Genomic DNA, 14,493 nt, shown 5'->3' on the forward strand with positions numbered 1-14,493 from the left:
GCTGCCGAGCGGCGGACATGCCGCGGGGTGGGAGTCGTGCCAGGTTGGGCGGTGGGCGACAGGCCCCGGCGAAAGAACCGCACAACAAATACACAGCATTCGCACAGCGAGGAAAGGCACCAGGAAATGGCTGACAGTGCTCCCGGCGGAACTCTGACCCTCGCGGACGGCTTCGGCGTCAGCCGGATGGGATTCGGCGCCATGCAGCTGGCCGGCCCCAATGTCTTCGGACCGCCCAAGGACCGTGAGCAGGCCCTGGCGGTGCTGCGCGAAGCGGTGGAGCTGGGCATCACCAACATCGACACCAGCGACTACTACGGGCCCGCCGTCGTCAACGAGCTGATCAGGGAAGCCCTCCACCCCTACCCGGACGGTCTGCACCTCGTCACCAAGGTCGGCGCGAAGCGCGGGCCGGACGGCGGCTGGAAGCCCTCACTGGCGCCGGAGTCCCTCAAGGCCCAGGTCCGCGACAATCTCCAGCGCCTCGGTCTGGAGGCCCTCGACCTGGTCAATCTGCGGGTCGGCTCGCAGGGCGGCACCGACGACGCGTCGCTGGCCGAGCAGTTCACCGCCCTGGCGGAGCTGCGGCAGCAGGGCCTGATCCGCCATCTGGGCCTCAGCGGCGTCTCCGACGCCCAGCTCACCGAGGCGCAGGCCATCGCGCCGGTCGTCAGCGTGCAGAACCTCTACAACCTGGCCAACCGGCAGGACGACCCCCTCGTGGACCGGTGCGAGGCGGAGAACATCGCCTTCGCCTCCTTCTTCCCGCTGGGCGGCTTCAGCCCGCTCCAGTCCGATGTGCTGACCGATGTCGCCGCCCGCCTCGGCGCCTCGGCGCAGCAGGTCGCCCTCGCCTGGCTCCTCCAGCGATCGGCCACGACGCTCCTCATCCCGGGCACCTCCTCGGTCGCCCACCTGCGGGAGAACGTCGCCGCCGCCGATCTGGTCCTGCCGGACGAAGCGGTCACCGAACTCGACACCATCGGCGTGTAGGCGCGGCCTACGCGCTCCTGGCGCCGGCGCCCACCGCCGGGAAGCCGGAACCGGTGAGCTCCTCGGAGACCGCCCACAGGGCGCGGGCCAGGTCGGGGTCGCTGGCGGCGGGGCTGCGGCCGACCAGGGTGGGGTGGCCGCGCTGCTCGCGGAAGCCGGCCGGGCCCGCGTAGCCGCCGCCGGGGAGCTGGGCGGTCGCCGCCCAGAGCGTGGGCTCGGCGCCGGCGGTGTCGGACTGCTGGACGAACCGGCCGACGGTGGACGCGACGGCGGTCATGACCGGCCCCAGGTGCCGGTTGAGGTCGGTGGCGGCGGCGCCCGGGTGGGCGGCCAGCGCCCGGACCGGTGAGCCGGAGGCGGTCAGCCGGCGCTGGAGTTCGAGGGTGAACAGCAGGTTGGCCAGCTTGGACTCGGCGTAGGCGGCGCCGCTCCGGTAGGGCCGGCCGGTGAAGTCGAGATCGTCCAGGTCCAGCACGGCGGCCCGGTGCGCGTTGGAGGCGACGGTGACGACGCGGTCCGTGACGTGCGGCAGCAGGGCGTTGGTCAGCGCGAAGTGGCCCAGGTGGTTGGTCCCCATCTGGAGTTCGAAGCCGTCCCGGGTCCGGCGCAGCGGGACATTGGCGACCCCGGCGTTGTTGACCAGTACGTCGATGCTCCGGTCCCAGCCGTCGGCGAAGCGGCGGACCGAGGCCAGGTCGGCGAGGTCGAGCTGGCGCACCTCGGCGTCCCCGGGGACCGACCGTGCGGCCCGCCGCCCCCGCTCGACGTCTCGTACGGCCAGCACGACGTGGGCGCCGGCCCGGGCGAAGGCGCGGGCGGTGACGAGTCCGATGCCGCTGTTGGCGCCGGTGACGACCACGGTACGGCCGGACTGGTCGCCGGGGCCGAGGGCTCTGAGTGCGGGTGCGGTTTCCATATCTCCAAAGTAGGCGTTGCCTACATTGTAGTCAACGACAACATTCGATACCCTGGACGGCATGACCCCGCCGGACGCCGACAAGCCGTACCACCACGGGAATCTGCGTGCCGAGCTGCTGGGGCACGCCGAACGGATGCTCGCCGAGGGCGGGCAGGACGCGCTGTCGCTGCGCGAGCTGGCCCGGGGGGCCGGTGTCAGCCACGGCGCGCCGAGGCGCCATTTCGCCGACCGGCAGGCGCTGCTCGACGCGCTGGCCGAGGAGGGCTTCCGGCGGCTGCGCCGGGAGCTGGACGCCGCGATGGCCGGCGCGGGCGGGCCGTTCGCGGCCCGGCTGGCGGCTTTCGCCCAGGCGTATGTGGGTTTCGCGACCCGGCACACCGCGCTGCTGCGGCTGATGCACACGATCAAGGACCGGCCCGGCGCCGAGGGTCTGCGACGGGCCAACGACCTGGCCTTCGCCGCCCCGATGGCGCTGATCGACCGGGCCCGGCGCGACGGCGAGATCGTCGCGGACGACCCGGACCGGGTGGCCATGGCGGTGCTCGCGCTCCTCCAGGGGCTGGCCACCGTCGTCGGCGCCGGGATGGCCGGCGACCGCGCCGTACCGGAACTCGTCTCCGGCGCCGTCCTGACCCTCGTGGAGGGTCTGCGCCCGCGCGACGAGGGCCCGGCGGCTCGCTGAGCACGATCGGGGCCGGGCCCCGGTCCTGGAGGACCGCCCGGACAGGGCTCAGTGGGCGGTCCAGCCGCCGTCCAGCGGGAGGGAGGCGCCGGTGATGTAGCCGGTGTGCGGGGAGCAGAACCACAGCGCGGCGGCGGCCACCTCCTCGGGCTCGATGAGGCGTTTGATCGCGGTGCGGTCCAGCATGATCCGCCGCACCACCTCCTCCTCCGGGATGCCGTGGGTGAGCGCCTGGTCGGCGATCTGGTCCTCGACCAGCGGGGTGCGGACATAGCCGGGGTTGATGCAGTTGCTGGTCACCCCGTGCTCGGCGCCTTCGAGGGCGACGGTCTTGCTCAGCCCTTCCAGCGCGTGCTTGGCCGTCACATAGGCGGACTTGTACGGGCTGGCCCGCAGGCCGTGCACCGAGGAGATGTTGACGACGCGGCCCCAGCCGCCCGCGTACATATGGGGCAGGGTGCGCCGCAGGATGCGGAACGGCGCCTCGACCATCACCTTCTGGATGAGCACGAAGCGCTCGGGCGGGAACTCGTGGACGGGCGCGATGTGCTGCAGTCCGGCGTTGTTGACCACGATGTCGGCGTCGGCGGGCAGCGCGTCCACCGCCTCCGGGTCGGACAGGTCCACCACCAGGCACGTACCGCCGATCCCGGCCGCCACCTCCTTGGCCGCGTCCGCCGCCCGGTCCACCACGTAGACGGCCGCGCCGGCCCGGGCCAGGGCCACCGCGCAGGCCCGGCCGATCCCGCTGGCCGCGCCGGTGACCAGAGCGGTCCGCCCCTCCAGGAAGCGCGTGCCGGAGTCGGCGGACGTACCGGATGCGGCGACCGGGCCGGCGGCTGCGGGGCGTGCGGCGACCGGCCCGCCGGGACCGGGGCTCTGAGTGCTCTCCATGGCCGCCACGCTAGGAACGTTGGGGGGACCGGCACACGTGGCCGGTGCCCATACTTGCCCGCCCGCGGATGGTGGCCGCAGCCATGTCCGGGCGGCGCCGCCGGGTCCACGCGGGCGCGTCCGGTGGTGGCGGGCCCGGGTGTCACGCGTCCGGCCGGCCCGCAATGGGGGCGAACGCCATCGTCGCGGCGCCGACGTGGCGGTCCGTCACGTGTCTGGCGCCACCGGCCGGTTCTACCGTCCAACGCCATACGCATCCCCCCATGGAGTCGCCATGCCCCCCTCGTCCATGCCCCCCTCGTCCGTATCCTCCGTCCCCCCGACCGGCCTCCCGGCGGCAGCCCCCGCGGGCCGCGCCGTCCAGGCCGCGCCCGGCCGCCCCGCGCGGCCCGGACCGCCGCGCCGGGCGGCCGGCGCGGCCGTGCTCGGTGTGCTGGCCCTGCTCGCCGCCTGTCTCACCGCCTTCGCCACCGCCGCCCCGGCGGGCGCGGCCGGCCTCACCCAGGTCACCTCCTTCGGCTCCAACCCGGGCAACCTGGCGATGTACGAGTACGCGCCGGCGAACCTGCCGTCCGGTGCCCCGGTGGTGGTGGCCCTGCACGGCTGCACCCAGAGCGCCAGTGACTACTTCGCCAACTCCGGCTGGCAGAAGTACGCCGACCTGTGGGACTTCGCGCTGGTCTTCCCGCAGACGAGCGCGACCAACAACGCGCTGTCCTGCTTCAGCTGGTTCGACTCGTCCAAGGACACCCGCGGCAAGGGCGAGGCCGCCTCCGTGGCCTCGATGGTGAGCAAGGCGGTCACGCAGTACGGCTCGGACAGCCACCGCGTCTACGTCACCGGTCTGTCGGCGGGCGGCGGTATGACGGCCGATCTGCTCGCCGACTACCCCGACGTGTTCGCCGGCGGCTCGGTCGACTCGGGCCTGCCCGCGCAGTGCGCCACCACCCAGGCGTCCTCCTCGACCTGCCAGTACGGCAGTCTGAACCTCACCCCGGCGCAACTCGGCGACAAGGTCCGCGCCTCCTTCCCCGGCTACGCCGGGCCGTGGCCGAGGGTGGCGATCTGGCAGGGCACCTCGGACACCACGGTCGCCACCGCCAACAGCGGTGAGCTGCGCGACCAGTGGACGAACGCCTGGGGCATCTCCCAGACCGCCTCCTCCACCCAGTCGCTGACCGGCGGCACCACGCTCAGCGTCTACAACGACCCGGCAGGCAGGCCGGCCGTCGAGCTCTACCAGATCTCCGGGATGGGGCACGGCCTGGCCGTCCACCCCGGGTCGGGCGCCGACCAGTGCGGCGCCACCGGGGCGTACTACCTGAACACGATCTGCTCCAGCTACTACACCGCCCGCTTCTGGGGGCTCGACGGCTCCGGCGGGAGCACTCCGCCGGGCGGCGGCTCCGGCGCGCTGCCGGCTCCGACCGGCCTGACGGTCACCGCCACCACCTCCGCCTCGGTCTCGCTGAGCTGGAGCGCGGTCAGCGGCGCCGCCTCGTACCACGTCTACCGGGGCGGCACCGAGGTCGGCTCCCCCACCGCGGCCTCGTACACCGACAGCGGTCTGACCGCGGGCACCGGCTATACGTACACGGTCGCGGCGGTCGACTCCTCGGGGACGGTCGGGGCGGCCTCGGCCGCGGTGACCGCGACGACCGCGACGGGCGGCGGCGGGGGCAGCGGGGCGTGCTTCACCGCCAGCAACTACGCCCAGGTGACGGCGGGCCGCGCCCACCAGAGCGGCGGCTACACCTACGCCGACGGGTCCAACCAGAACATGGGCCTGCGGAATCTCTTCACCACCCACACCCTCAAGCAGACCGGCGCCGACTACTACGTGATCGCCGACAGCGGCTGCTGAGCCCCGGGCGCCGGCCGGTCCCGGCGCCCGACCGTGCCGGGCCCTTCGAGCAAGGGCCCGGCACCTCGGCGTCCCGGCGCCCGGCCCCGGCCCCCGGTCACGTCATTCCCTCCGCGCCAGCACCAGCCGGCAGCGCGGGCTCCCGTCGGGCCGCCGGCCGAACTCCGCCAGCGGGCGCGTCTCCACGCCGAACCCGGCGCGGATCAAATCCTGGCGGACCCCTTCGAGCGGAAAGGTGCGGTAGTACATCACGAAGGGCGGCCGGCGTACCGCGTTGCGCACCCGCATGGCGGTGTCGAAGCCGGCGAACGCCCAGTACCAGGGCGAGGTCAGCGGCGGCGGCGCGCCGATCGGGAAGGCGAACAGGCCGCCGGGCCGCAGTGCCCGGCGCACCCCGGCGAAGAGGGCCGGCCGCTCGGCGGGCAGGAAGTGCCCGAACGCGCCGAAGCTGACCGCCAGGTCGAAGGCGGCGTCGAAGGGCAGGGCCCGGGCGTCGGCCCGCACCCACCGCGGGGCCGGCCGCTCGGCGCGGTGGGCCTCCCGCGCCCGCGCCAGCATCCCGGCGCTGAAGTCCACCCCGGTGACGCTCGCCCGGCACAGCGGACCCAGCGCCCGTACTCCCGCTCCGGTCCCGCAGCAGACGTCGAGCCCGTCGCCGAACGGCCCGAGCGGCGCCAGCGCCGCGCCGACGGCGTCCAGGAAGCGGTCGGGAGTGCGGAAGGGCGTGTGGTCGAATCGCGGGGCCAGCAGGTCGTAGCCGCGCTCGACCGACGTCAGCGCCTGCCCGGCCAGTTCCCGCAGGCTCGGCCCCTGGGAGGAGAACATCCGGCCAGGATAGGCGGGCGGGGCGGGGACCGGTGCCGCCCGGACGCCCGGGACGCCGCCCCGGCGGGTGGACCTCCCGAAGACGCCGCCGGGCAGCGGCCCGCCGGGAAGCTCAAGGGGCGCTCGGTGGTTGCTCCGTGGTGAAGGTGGCACGGCACCCGCGCGGGCCGCCGGCCGATGTGCTTCAGCTGTGTGCAACACCTCACCCGACGAAACGGAATCGCCATTCCTGGTGGGATATTCTGATCTCGTAACGGAACTGTGATTCCGCTTACCTCGACTCCACCGACCGGTCCCGACGTACCGCGGCCCCCACCGGCCTGCCCGGCGACCCGCGGCCGTCCCCGGTCCGTCGTGCCCAGACTTTCGCTTGAAGGAGATCCATGGCGTCCGAGAACCGGCGCACGCATCATCAGGTCACGTTCGCGGTTCTCGCTGCCAGCGTGAGCGCGTACGCACTGCTCCAGTCCCTGGTCACCCCGGTCCTGCCGACCATTCAGGAGGACCTGCACACCAACCAGAACACCGTCACCTGGGTGCTGACGGCGTATCTGCTCTCCGCCTCCATATTCACCCCGATCATGGGCCGGATCGGCGACATCCTCGGCAAGGAGCGGGTGTTCGTCGCCACGCTCGGCGCGCTCGCCCTGGGTTCGCTGCTGGCGGCGCTGGCCACCAACGTCGATGTGATGATCGTCGCCCGGGTCATCCAGGGCATCGGCGGCGGTGTGCTGCCCCTGGCCTTCGGCATCGTCCGGGACGAGTTCCCGAAGGAGAAGATGTCCGCCGCGGTCGGCGCCATCGCCTCGCTGACCGCGGTCGGCGCGGGCCTGGGCATCGTGCTGGCCGGCCCGATCGTCAACGCGCTGGACTACCACTGGCTGTTCTGGCTGCCGATGATCCTCACCGTCGCCGCCGCCGTGGCCGCCGCGCTCTTCATCCCCAAGTCGCCGGTCCGCACGCCGGGCCGGATCAGCTGGCTGCCGGCCCTCCTGCTGTCGGCGTGGCTGGTCGCCCTGCTGGTGGCGCTGAGCCAGGCACCCGTCTGGGGCTGGGGCTCGGGCAAGGTCATCGGCCTGTTCGTGGCCGCCGCGGTGCTGGCGGTCGGCTGGGTCGAGGTGGAGCGCAGGTCCGCGATGCCGCTGATCGACATGACGATGATGCGCCGCCCCGCGGTGTGGACCAACAACCTGGTGGCGCTGCTGTTCGGCGTCGGCATGTACGCGACCTTCGCCTTCCTGCCGGAGTTCGTGCAGTCCCCGAAGTCCACCGGTTACGGCTTCGGCGCGAGCATCACCCAGTCCGGGCTGATCCTGCTGCCGATGACCGTCACGATGTTCCTGGTGGGCCTGCGGGCGAGCGCGTTCGCGGCGCGGGTCGGCGGCAAGACCGTGGTCCTGCTCGGCTCGCTGGTCGCCACCGGCTCGCTGGCGCTGCTGGCCTTCGCGCACACCCACACCTGGGAGCTGTACGTGGCCACCGCGATCATGGGCGTCGGCTTCGGCCTGGCCTTCGCGGCCATGTCCACACTGATCGTCAGCGCGGTGCCGCCGGAGCAGACCGGGGTCGCGAGCGGGATGAACGCCAACATCCGCACCATCGGCGGCTCCATCGGCGCCGCGCTCATGGCCAGCATCGTCACCGCCAGCCCCGCGCCCGACGGACTGCCCCGCGAGTCCGGCTACACCAACGGCTTCGCCATGCTCGGCGGCGCCCTGCTGATCGCCGCGCTCGCCGCGGCGCTGATCCCGGCCACCCGGGGCAGGGGCCGGATCACCTACACCGGGGAATCCCCGCAGGCGGAGCTGGCACTGGCACCTGGCGGTACGGTCGTGGGGGACACGTCGGAATGAAACCTTCGGGGCCGGCCCCGAAGGCACGCACCGACCCGCCGGATCGACCGGGAGTGACGATGGCAGCGCACGACACGCAGACCCGGCCGATGCGGCGGGACGCCGCACGCAATCACCAGCTCGTGATGGAGGCCGCCCGCGCGGTACTGGCCGAGTTCGGCACCGACGCCAGCATGGAGCTGATCGCCTCCCGCGCCGGCGTGGGCGTGGGCACCGTCTACCGGCGCTTCCCCAACAAGGAGGCGCTGGTCGACGAGATCGCCGCGCAGATCCTGGCGGAGCTGGTGACCGAGGCGCGGCAGGCGATCGACCGCGCCGACGGCACCGGTCTCGAGGACTTCCTCCGGGAGATCGGGCGCTCGCTGAGCGAGCACCACGGCTACGCCGACAAACTGGTCGGCCGCTCCAAGGCCTCGTGCGTGGAGCAGCTGCGCGATCTGATCGCCGGGCTGCTGGCCCAGGCGCAGGACCACGGCCGGATCGGCCCGCACATCACCCTGGGCGACGTGATGGCGCTGGTGTGGGCGCTGCGGGGTGTGGTGGAGACCAGCGGCGTCGTCGTCCCCGACGCCTGGCAGCGGCATCTGGAGATCCATCTGGCGGGATTCCGCTCCCCGCAGCCGCCGAGCGCCCGCCCGGCGATCACCCGCGAGCAGCTCACCCGGATCGACAGCTGGACCAGGCACCCCCACACGTCCTCCTGACGGTCCGCCGCAGCCCTGCCGGGGCGGGCACGGTCCGCGAGCGGCGGCGGGGACGCGGCGGGACCCGGGTGCGGACACAGCGCCGCCGGCTGAGCGACAGCTCGGCCGGCGGTGGGGCGCCACGGCCGCTCGCCCATGCGGACGGCCGTGCCGGGTCAGCCCTGGCGGGCCTTGTTACGGGGGTCCTTGCGGTTGATCACGAAGACCTTGCCGCGACGGCGGACCACCTGGGCGCCCGGGATCTTCTTCAATGACCGAAGCGAGTTACGAACCTTCATTCTGGGCACCTTCCTGCTCGTCGTCTTCGTTCTCCGCGGTGCGTGGGTGATAACCCCGGCGGTGGCCCGTTCATTCCGGGGCAGTCGGAGGGACGAGACGGCACGGCGCCGGCGGCGGAAGGCGGCCGGAGCGGCCGTGCGGGGCGGACGAGCGGACAGGGGACCGGGATGAGCCAGCAGGGATCGCGGGCAGCGGCCGACGACGGGGAGCGGGCGGCGCGGGACGGCGAGCGGCCGCCGGCGCCGGAGGACGGAGCGGACGTCCCGCGCCCCGGTCAGGACGGTCCCGGGGTCTCCTCCCCCGGGTTTTCCAGCCCGGATTTCTCCAGCCCGGATTTCTCGAGCCCCGACTTCTCCAGTCCGGATTTCTCCGGTCCCGACTCGGACATCAGCGACTTCACCCCGCCGGATTTCGTCGTACCGCCTTTCGAGGGCCCGGACTACGAGGCCCAGGACGCGGACAGCCTGGTGCCGGAGGAGGCCGGTTTCACCAGCCCGGGCTTCTCCAGCCCCGACTTCACCAGTCCGGGCGCGATGGGTGAGCAGGACAAGGACGCCCGGGGCGGGGACGAAGGGGCGTAGGGGGCAGCCGCCGGCGGCGACGGGGGCACGGATCGGCCTGCCCCCGCTCGGGAGAGCGCTCGCCGGCGACTTCTGCCGGTCACCTCGCCGACCACTGCTCCTCGGTCCTACGACCCCCGGCCGTATCCCGCGACGGGGAGGCTGCCCGCGACAGAAAGCAGCTGCCGGCGCGGGCGACGAGCGGGGACCACCGAGAGCCATGGCCAATCCGTCGACTCCTCCGGGCGTGTCGGCCGCCGAGCGGTGGCGGCGACTGCCCTGGCGCACCATCGCCTGCCTCGTGCCGGCCCTGGCCGTCGGGGTGTGGGCGGCCGGGCACCGCTCCCTGCTGGTGGCCGGCGGGCACGACCTGCTGGCCGCCGACCGCTTCTGGCTGCTCGGCGCGCTGGCCGCGACCAGTCTCGGCTGGGTGGCGGTCGCCTTCGCCCGGCAGGGCACCGTACTCGAATCGCTGCCCACCGGGAGGCTGCTGGCCACGCAGTTCGCCGCGACCGCGGCCAATCAGCTGACACCGGCCGGCATCGGCGCGGGCGCGGTCAACCTCCGCTTCCTGCGCGGCTGCGGGCTGCCGCTCGCCCGCACCTCGGCGGCGCTGGCGTTGTACGCGCTCGCCGAGTCGGTGGGCCGGGTGACGCTGCTGCTCGTGCTGCTGACGGTCTTCCCGCACGCGCTGCGCCTGGGCGGGCTGATGCCCGGCGGGGACGCCCTGGTGTTCGTCGGCGCGGTCCTGGCGGCGGGCGCGCTGGCGGTGGCGCTGGTGCTGGTCTCGATGCGCCGGGTGCGCCGCTTCATCCGGGGCTTTTTGGTCACCGCGCTGACGGACGTCCGGTCGCTGCACATGCGCCCGGCCCGCGTGCTGGGGCTGTGGGGCGGTTCGCTCGCCTTCCCGGCGCTCCAGGCGGTCTCCCTGGTGGCCGTCACCAACGCGCTGGGCCTGCCGGTGTCGGCCCCGCATGTGGCGATCGCCTATCTCGCCGCCACCTGCCTGGCCGCCGGCATCCCCGCCCCCGGCGGTGTCGGCTCGGTGGACGCGGCCCTGGCCATCGCCCTCGTCGCGGCCGGCGCCCCCACCGCGGCGGCCACCTCGGCGGTGCTGGCCTTCCGTATCGTCACCGTCTGGCTCCCCCTCCTGCCGGCCGCCCTGACCCTGGGCGCGCTGGTCCGCGGCAAGGTCGTCTGACGAAGCCGCCCCCTCCTCGCGGCCGGCCCGCTACCGTCACCCGTATGACGGTCCGCCACAAGGCTCGCGCGGTGCTGCTCGACGGGGATCACCTGGTCTTCCTGCGCCGGGGATGGCCGGGCGGGATCCCCTACTGCACCACGGTCGGCGGGAGCGTCGAACCCGACGACGCCGACCTCGAAGCGGCCCTGCGGCGCGAGGTCATGGAGGAGATCGGCGGCACGATCGGCCCCGTCACGGAGTTCTTGACCCTGACCGAACAGGGCGGGGCGACCACCGTCGTGGAGCACTACTTCCTCGCCGCCCTGCTGACGATGGACCTGGACCTGCGGCACGGGCCCGAGATGGACGACCCCGACCGGGGCGACTACCGACCGGTCCGCGTCCCGCTGGACGCGGCGGCCGTCACCGCGCTCGACCTGCGCCCGGCCGAACTCGCCGCCCGGGTGTGCGACCACCTCGAAACGTGGCGCGCCCGGTAATCGGCATCACCCCGCAAGGGAACTCCCCCTGCCTCTCCGCGCGGGAAACACCGGCGGGGACAGCCCCGGATTCCCGGTGAGCCATTCACCGGACTTATCGGGGCGGGGATGTTGACTGGATCGTGCTGACGCGCCGTGATAAGGGTTGACATAGACGTACCGGACATGTCGCGTTCCCCGCGTCCGTATCGAAGACCCGCGTGCACCGCGTGCAAGGAGAGGCGCATGACCGAGACGCACTCCGAAAGGGACAGGGCATTCGCGGCGGGGTCGGCGAGCGGCCTCCTTCCCGGCGGATCCTCCGGGCGGCCCGCTTTCGGCGACGACCGTTCCGGAGCGGCGACCGATCTTCGGCGGACCGGGATCCACCCGAATTTCTGGTACCCGGTCGCGGTATCCGGAAGTGTGCGGAAGAACAGCACGTTCGCCGCGAACTTCGCGGGCGAGCGGATCGCGCTGTACCGCGGCGCGAGCGGTACGGTCCACGCGCTGGAGGACCGCTGCGCCCACCGCCAGGTGCCGCTCAGCATGGGCGTCGTGGAGGGCGACTCGCTGCGCTGCTGCTATCACGCCTGGGCCTATCGCGGCAACGGCCGCATCTCGCAGATCCCGTATCTGCCCAAGGGCGTGGACCGGCCGCCGCGCGGGGTGCGGTCCTACCCGGTGCGCGAGGCCTACGGGCTGGTCTTCGTCTTTCCCGGCGACCCGGAGCAGGCGGAGACCATCCCGCTGCCGGAACTGCCGCAGTTCCATTCGCCCCGGCACCGGGCGATGGTGTTCTCGCGCACGGTGCGGTGCCATTACTCCTTCATGCACGAGAATCTGCTCGACATGAACCACCAGTTCCTGCACCGGGGCATCCTCGGCAAGATCCAGCCGACGCTGCTGGAGTCCTCGACCGGCCCCCGATTCGTCGAGGCCCGCTATCTGTTCACCCATGCCGGCGGCAAGAAGGACCGCGGCGCCGGTCTGCTCGCCGCCGAGGGCATCGGCGGTTCCGCATCCCCCGACGTCATCACCATCCGCACCGAATACCCGTACCAGACACTCCACCTGGTCGCCGAGAATGCCGAATTCCCGGCCTTTTCCCTCTGGGTGGCGTATGTACCCGAGGATGTCGAGCAGCGCACCAATCATGTCTACGGTCTGCTCATGATCGAGAAGCCGCCGGTCCCGGGCGCGCTCCATCTCGCCTGGCCCTTCATCCGCCGCTTCACCGAGCGGGTGTTCGCCGAGGACCGGATGGCGGTCGAGGCGGAGCAGCGGGCCTGGGACGAGCAGGGTGAGGACTGGAACCAGGAGGTCTTCCCGCTCATCCTCGACGTCCGCCGCGTGCTGCGCCTCAACGGCATCCCGATCCGCCCCGAATCCGCCCTCTGCGGCGCCGCCGCGCTCTGCGCCGCCGACACCTGGCCGCGGGCCGAAGCGACACCTCCCGGCGGCCGGACGGATCTGTCCGGCCCGACCGATCCCACCGACCCGACGGCGCCGCTGCCGGCCTAGGGCCTGCGGGCTCCGGTGCCGGACTCCGGGCCGCCGCGGCGCCGGCATCAGTAGCGGGTCGCGTCCTCCAGCAGCGGCGGGTAGACGGCGGACCGCTGCCCGTCGACAGTGGTGCCGGCGAACTGCAGCATCGGGCCCACCTGCCGATTGAGGTCGTACGGGTAGTCCAGCCGGGGCGCCGACGCCTCGTCCAGGGCGGCGACCTGCGCCTCGGTCAGTGTGACGTCGAATGCCGCCAGGTTCGCCTCGAAGTGCTCGATCCGGCGGGGCCCGAGGATGGGCGCGGCGACCGCGGGCCGCCCGCGCAGCCAGGCCAGCGCGACCGCCGCCGGGCTCGCCTCGGCCTCGGCGGCGACAGCGGTGAGCGCTTCGATGACCTCGTACTGGGCATCGCTCGGGCCGCCGGTGATCGAGCCGCGCCGGGTGTCGCGGGTCTCGGCGCCGCGGCGGTACTTGCCGGACAGGAAGCCGCCCGCGAGCGGACTCCACGGCAGCACGCCCATGCCGGCGTCCAGGGCGAGCGGGACGAGTTCGCCCTCGACCGTACGGGCCAGCATCGAGTACTCGACCTGGAGGGCGATGACCGGGGCCCAGGCGCGCAGCAGCGCCATCGTGTTCGCCTGGGCGGTGTACCAGGCAGGGGTGTTGGAGAAGCCGACGTAGCGGATCTTGCCCGCCGTGACCAGTTCGTCCAGGGTGCGCATCGTCTCCTCGACGGGCGTGTGCGCGTCCCAGTTGTGCAGCCAGTAGAGGTCGATGTAATCCGTCCCGAGGCGGCGCAGCGACTGTTCGAGCTGGGCGATGACCGCCTTGCGGCCGGCGCCGCCGCCGTTGGGGTCGCCCGGGTGCATGTTGCCGAAGAACTTCGTGGCCAGCACGAGACGGTCGCGCAGACCGGGCCGGGCGGCGAGGAAGTCGCCGATGATCTTCTCCGAGTGGCCGTTGGTGTAGAAGTTGGCGGTGTCCACGAAGTTGCCGCCGCGGTCGAGGTAGGCGCGCAGGATCGTCTCGGACTCCGGTACGCCGCAGCCCCAGCCGCCCTCCTCGCCGAAGTTCATCGCACCCAGGCAGAAGGGGCTGACCCGCAGCCCGGACCGGCCCAGCGTGACATAGCTGTCGAGTGTCATGTGAGTACTCCCGCGGTTCGTGGGGTGGGATCCGATGTCCTCCAGCCAACCACCGTGACCTGCTGAAACGGTAGAACGAAGCTCCCGACCTCTTGCACGATCCTGCTTTTCTCGCCGGACGCCTTCGATGGAGGAGTCACCGGCCGGGGGCCGCGGGTGCCGCGGGTGCCGCCTGCGGCGGCGCGGGCGGGTGGGCGCGGAGCAGCGCGGGCGCCTCCTTGAGGTCGCACTCGGGGATGTCTGCCGTGAGGGCCCGGTCGGCGAAGTCCGTCGAGCCGCCGCGGCGGGCCAGCCGCCAGCGAGGCGCGCCGCGCGAGCGGGCAGAGCGCGGGCCGGCTCTCGTCCGGTTCGCCCGCCGCCGGGGGCCTGTCTCGGCGAAGTCCGTCGAGCCGCCGGCGGGCCAGCGGCCAGCGAGGCGCGCCGCACGAGCGGGCGAAGCGGGGGCCGGCTCCCGTCCGGTCCGTCCACCGCCAGCGGCCTGTCTCGGCCAAATCCGTCGAGCCGCCGCGGCGGGCCCACCGCCAGCGACAGGCGCCGCGCGAGCGGGCGAAGCGGGGGCCGGCTCCCGTCCGGTCCGTCCACCGCCAGCGGCCTGTCTCGGCCAAAT

At 73.2% G+C, this 14,493-nt stretch carries 14 protein-coding genes; 9 read left to right on the top strand and 5 right to left on the bottom strand.

Annotation, left to right across the window (positions count from 1 at the left end; all coding sequences use genetic code 11):
* Positions 1 to 126 precede the first annotated feature (126 nt).
* Positions 127 to 993 carry an oxidoreductase gene (locus tag ACFO3J_RS29915; protein WP_386435978.1) on the top strand — a complete coding sequence of 289 codons (867 nt, stop codon included), beginning with the start codon at positions 127 to 129 and terminating at the stop codon, positions 991 to 993.
* Positions 994 to 1,000: 7 nt separating this feature from the next.
* On the opposite strand, the gene ACFO3J_RS29920 is transcribed toward ACFO3J_RS29915, so the two are convergent.
* Positions 1,001 to 1,909 carry an oxidoreductase gene (locus ACFO3J_RS29920; protein ID WP_386435981.1) on the bottom strand — a complete coding sequence of 303 codons (909 nt, stop codon included), beginning with the start codon at positions 1,907 to 1,909 and terminating at the stop codon, positions 1,001 to 1,003.
* 61 nt (positions 1,910 to 1,970) lie between these two features.
* On the opposite strand from ACFO3J_RS29920, the gene ACFO3J_RS29925 reads away from it, so the two are divergent.
* Complete coding sequence (locus tag ACFO3J_RS29925; protein WP_386435983.1) at positions 1,971 to 2,594, top strand: TetR/AcrR family transcriptional regulator; 624 nt, start codon at positions 1,971 to 1,973, stop codon at positions 2,592 to 2,594.
* Between the two features lie 48 nt (positions 2,595 to 2,642).
* Here the strand turns inward: ACFO3J_RS29925 and ACFO3J_RS29930 are convergent, their stop codons facing one another.
* On the bottom strand, positions 2,643 to 3,488 hold the full coding sequence (locus ACFO3J_RS29930) for a 3-hydroxybutyrate dehydrogenase (protein ID WP_386435986.1): 846 nt from the start codon (positions 3,486 to 3,488) through the stop codon (positions 2,643 to 2,645).
* A 274-nt stretch (positions 3,489 to 3,762) separates the two neighbouring features.
* Between ACFO3J_RS29930 and ACFO3J_RS29935 the strand changes: the two genes are divergently transcribed.
* On the top strand, positions 3,763 to 5,352 hold the full coding sequence (locus ACFO3J_RS29935) for an extracellular catalytic domain type 1 short-chain-length polyhydroxyalkanoate depolymerase (protein ID WP_386435989.1): 1,590 nt from the start codon (positions 3,763 to 3,765) through the stop codon (positions 5,350 to 5,352).
* A gap of 102 nt (positions 5,353 to 5,454) precedes the next feature.
* Here ACFO3J_RS29935 and ACFO3J_RS29940 read toward each other — a convergent pair whose 3' ends face one another.
* Complete coding sequence (locus ACFO3J_RS29940; RefSeq protein ID WP_386435992.1) at positions 5,455 to 6,177, bottom strand: class I SAM-dependent methyltransferase; 723 nt, start codon at positions 6,175 to 6,177, stop codon at positions 5,455 to 5,457.
* Between the two features lie 383 nt (positions 6,178 to 6,560).
* Here ACFO3J_RS29940 and ACFO3J_RS29945 point away from each other — a divergent pair, with 383 nt between their 5' ends.
* Together ACFO3J_RS29945 and ACFO3J_RS29950 are read left to right on the top strand one after the other, a co-directional pair.
* On the top strand, positions 6,561 to 8,030 hold the full coding sequence (locus ACFO3J_RS29945; RefSeq protein ID WP_386435994.1) for an MFS transporter: 1,470 nt from the start codon (positions 6,561 to 6,563) through the stop codon (positions 8,028 to 8,030).
* Positions 8,031 to 8,089: 59 nt separating this feature from the next.
* Positions 8,090 to 8,734 carry a TetR/AcrR family transcriptional regulator gene (locus tag ACFO3J_RS29950; protein ID WP_386435997.1) on the top strand — a complete coding sequence of 215 codons (645 nt, stop codon included), beginning with the start codon at positions 8,090 to 8,092 and terminating at the stop codon, positions 8,732 to 8,734.
* 155 nt (positions 8,735 to 8,889) lie between these two features.
* On the opposite strand, the gene ykgO is transcribed toward ACFO3J_RS29950, so the two are convergent.
* On the bottom strand, positions 8,890 to 9,012 hold the full coding sequence (ykgO, locus tag ACFO3J_RS29955) for a type B 50S ribosomal protein L36 (RefSeq protein ID WP_093734809.1): 123 nt from the start codon (positions 9,010 to 9,012) through the stop codon (positions 8,890 to 8,892).
* A 168-nt stretch (positions 9,013 to 9,180) separates the two neighbouring features.
* On the opposite strand from ykgO, the gene ACFO3J_RS29960 reads away from it, so the two are divergent.
* The 4 genes from ACFO3J_RS29960 (at position 9,181) to ACFO3J_RS29975 (ending at position 12,759) form a co-directional block, all read left to right on the top strand.
* Complete coding sequence (locus tag ACFO3J_RS29960) at positions 9,181 to 9,594, top strand: hypothetical protein (protein ID WP_386435999.1); 414 nt, start codon at positions 9,181 to 9,183, stop codon at positions 9,592 to 9,594.
* Positions 9,595 to 9,793: 199 nt separating this feature from the next.
* On the top strand, positions 9,794 to 10,774 hold the full coding sequence (locus ACFO3J_RS29965) for a lysylphosphatidylglycerol synthase transmembrane domain-containing protein (protein ID WP_386436002.1): 981 nt from the start codon (positions 9,794 to 9,796) through the stop codon (positions 10,772 to 10,774).
* Positions 10,775 to 10,818: 44 nt separating this feature from the next.
* Positions 10,819 to 11,256 (top strand): NUDIX domain-containing protein, encoded by a 438-nt coding sequence (locus tag ACFO3J_RS29970; RefSeq protein ID WP_386436004.1) that lies wholly within the window; start codon positions 10,819 to 10,821, stop codon positions 11,254 to 11,256.
* Positions 11,257 to 11,661: 405 nt separating this feature from the next.
* The gene (locus ACFO3J_RS29975; protein ID WP_386436007.1) at positions 11,662 to 12,759 is read left to right on the top strand and encodes a Rieske 2Fe-2S domain-containing protein; all 1,098 of its coding nucleotides are present in this window, start codon (positions 11,662 to 11,664) and stop codon (positions 12,757 to 12,759) included.
* Between the two features lie 47 nt (positions 12,760 to 12,806).
* On the opposite strand, the gene ACFO3J_RS29980 is transcribed toward ACFO3J_RS29975, so the two are convergent.
* Positions 12,807 to 13,886 (bottom strand): aldo/keto reductase, encoded by a 1,080-nt coding sequence (locus ACFO3J_RS29980; protein WP_386436010.1) that lies wholly within the window; start codon positions 13,884 to 13,886, stop codon positions 12,807 to 12,809.
* Positions 13,887 to 14,493 lie beyond the last annotated feature (607 nt).

The organism is Streptomyces polygonati (assembly GCF_042650325.1).
In the GTDB taxonomy this organism is placed as follows: Bacteria; Actinomycetota; Actinomycetes; order Streptomycetales; family Streptomycetaceae; genus Actinacidiphila; species Actinacidiphila polygonati.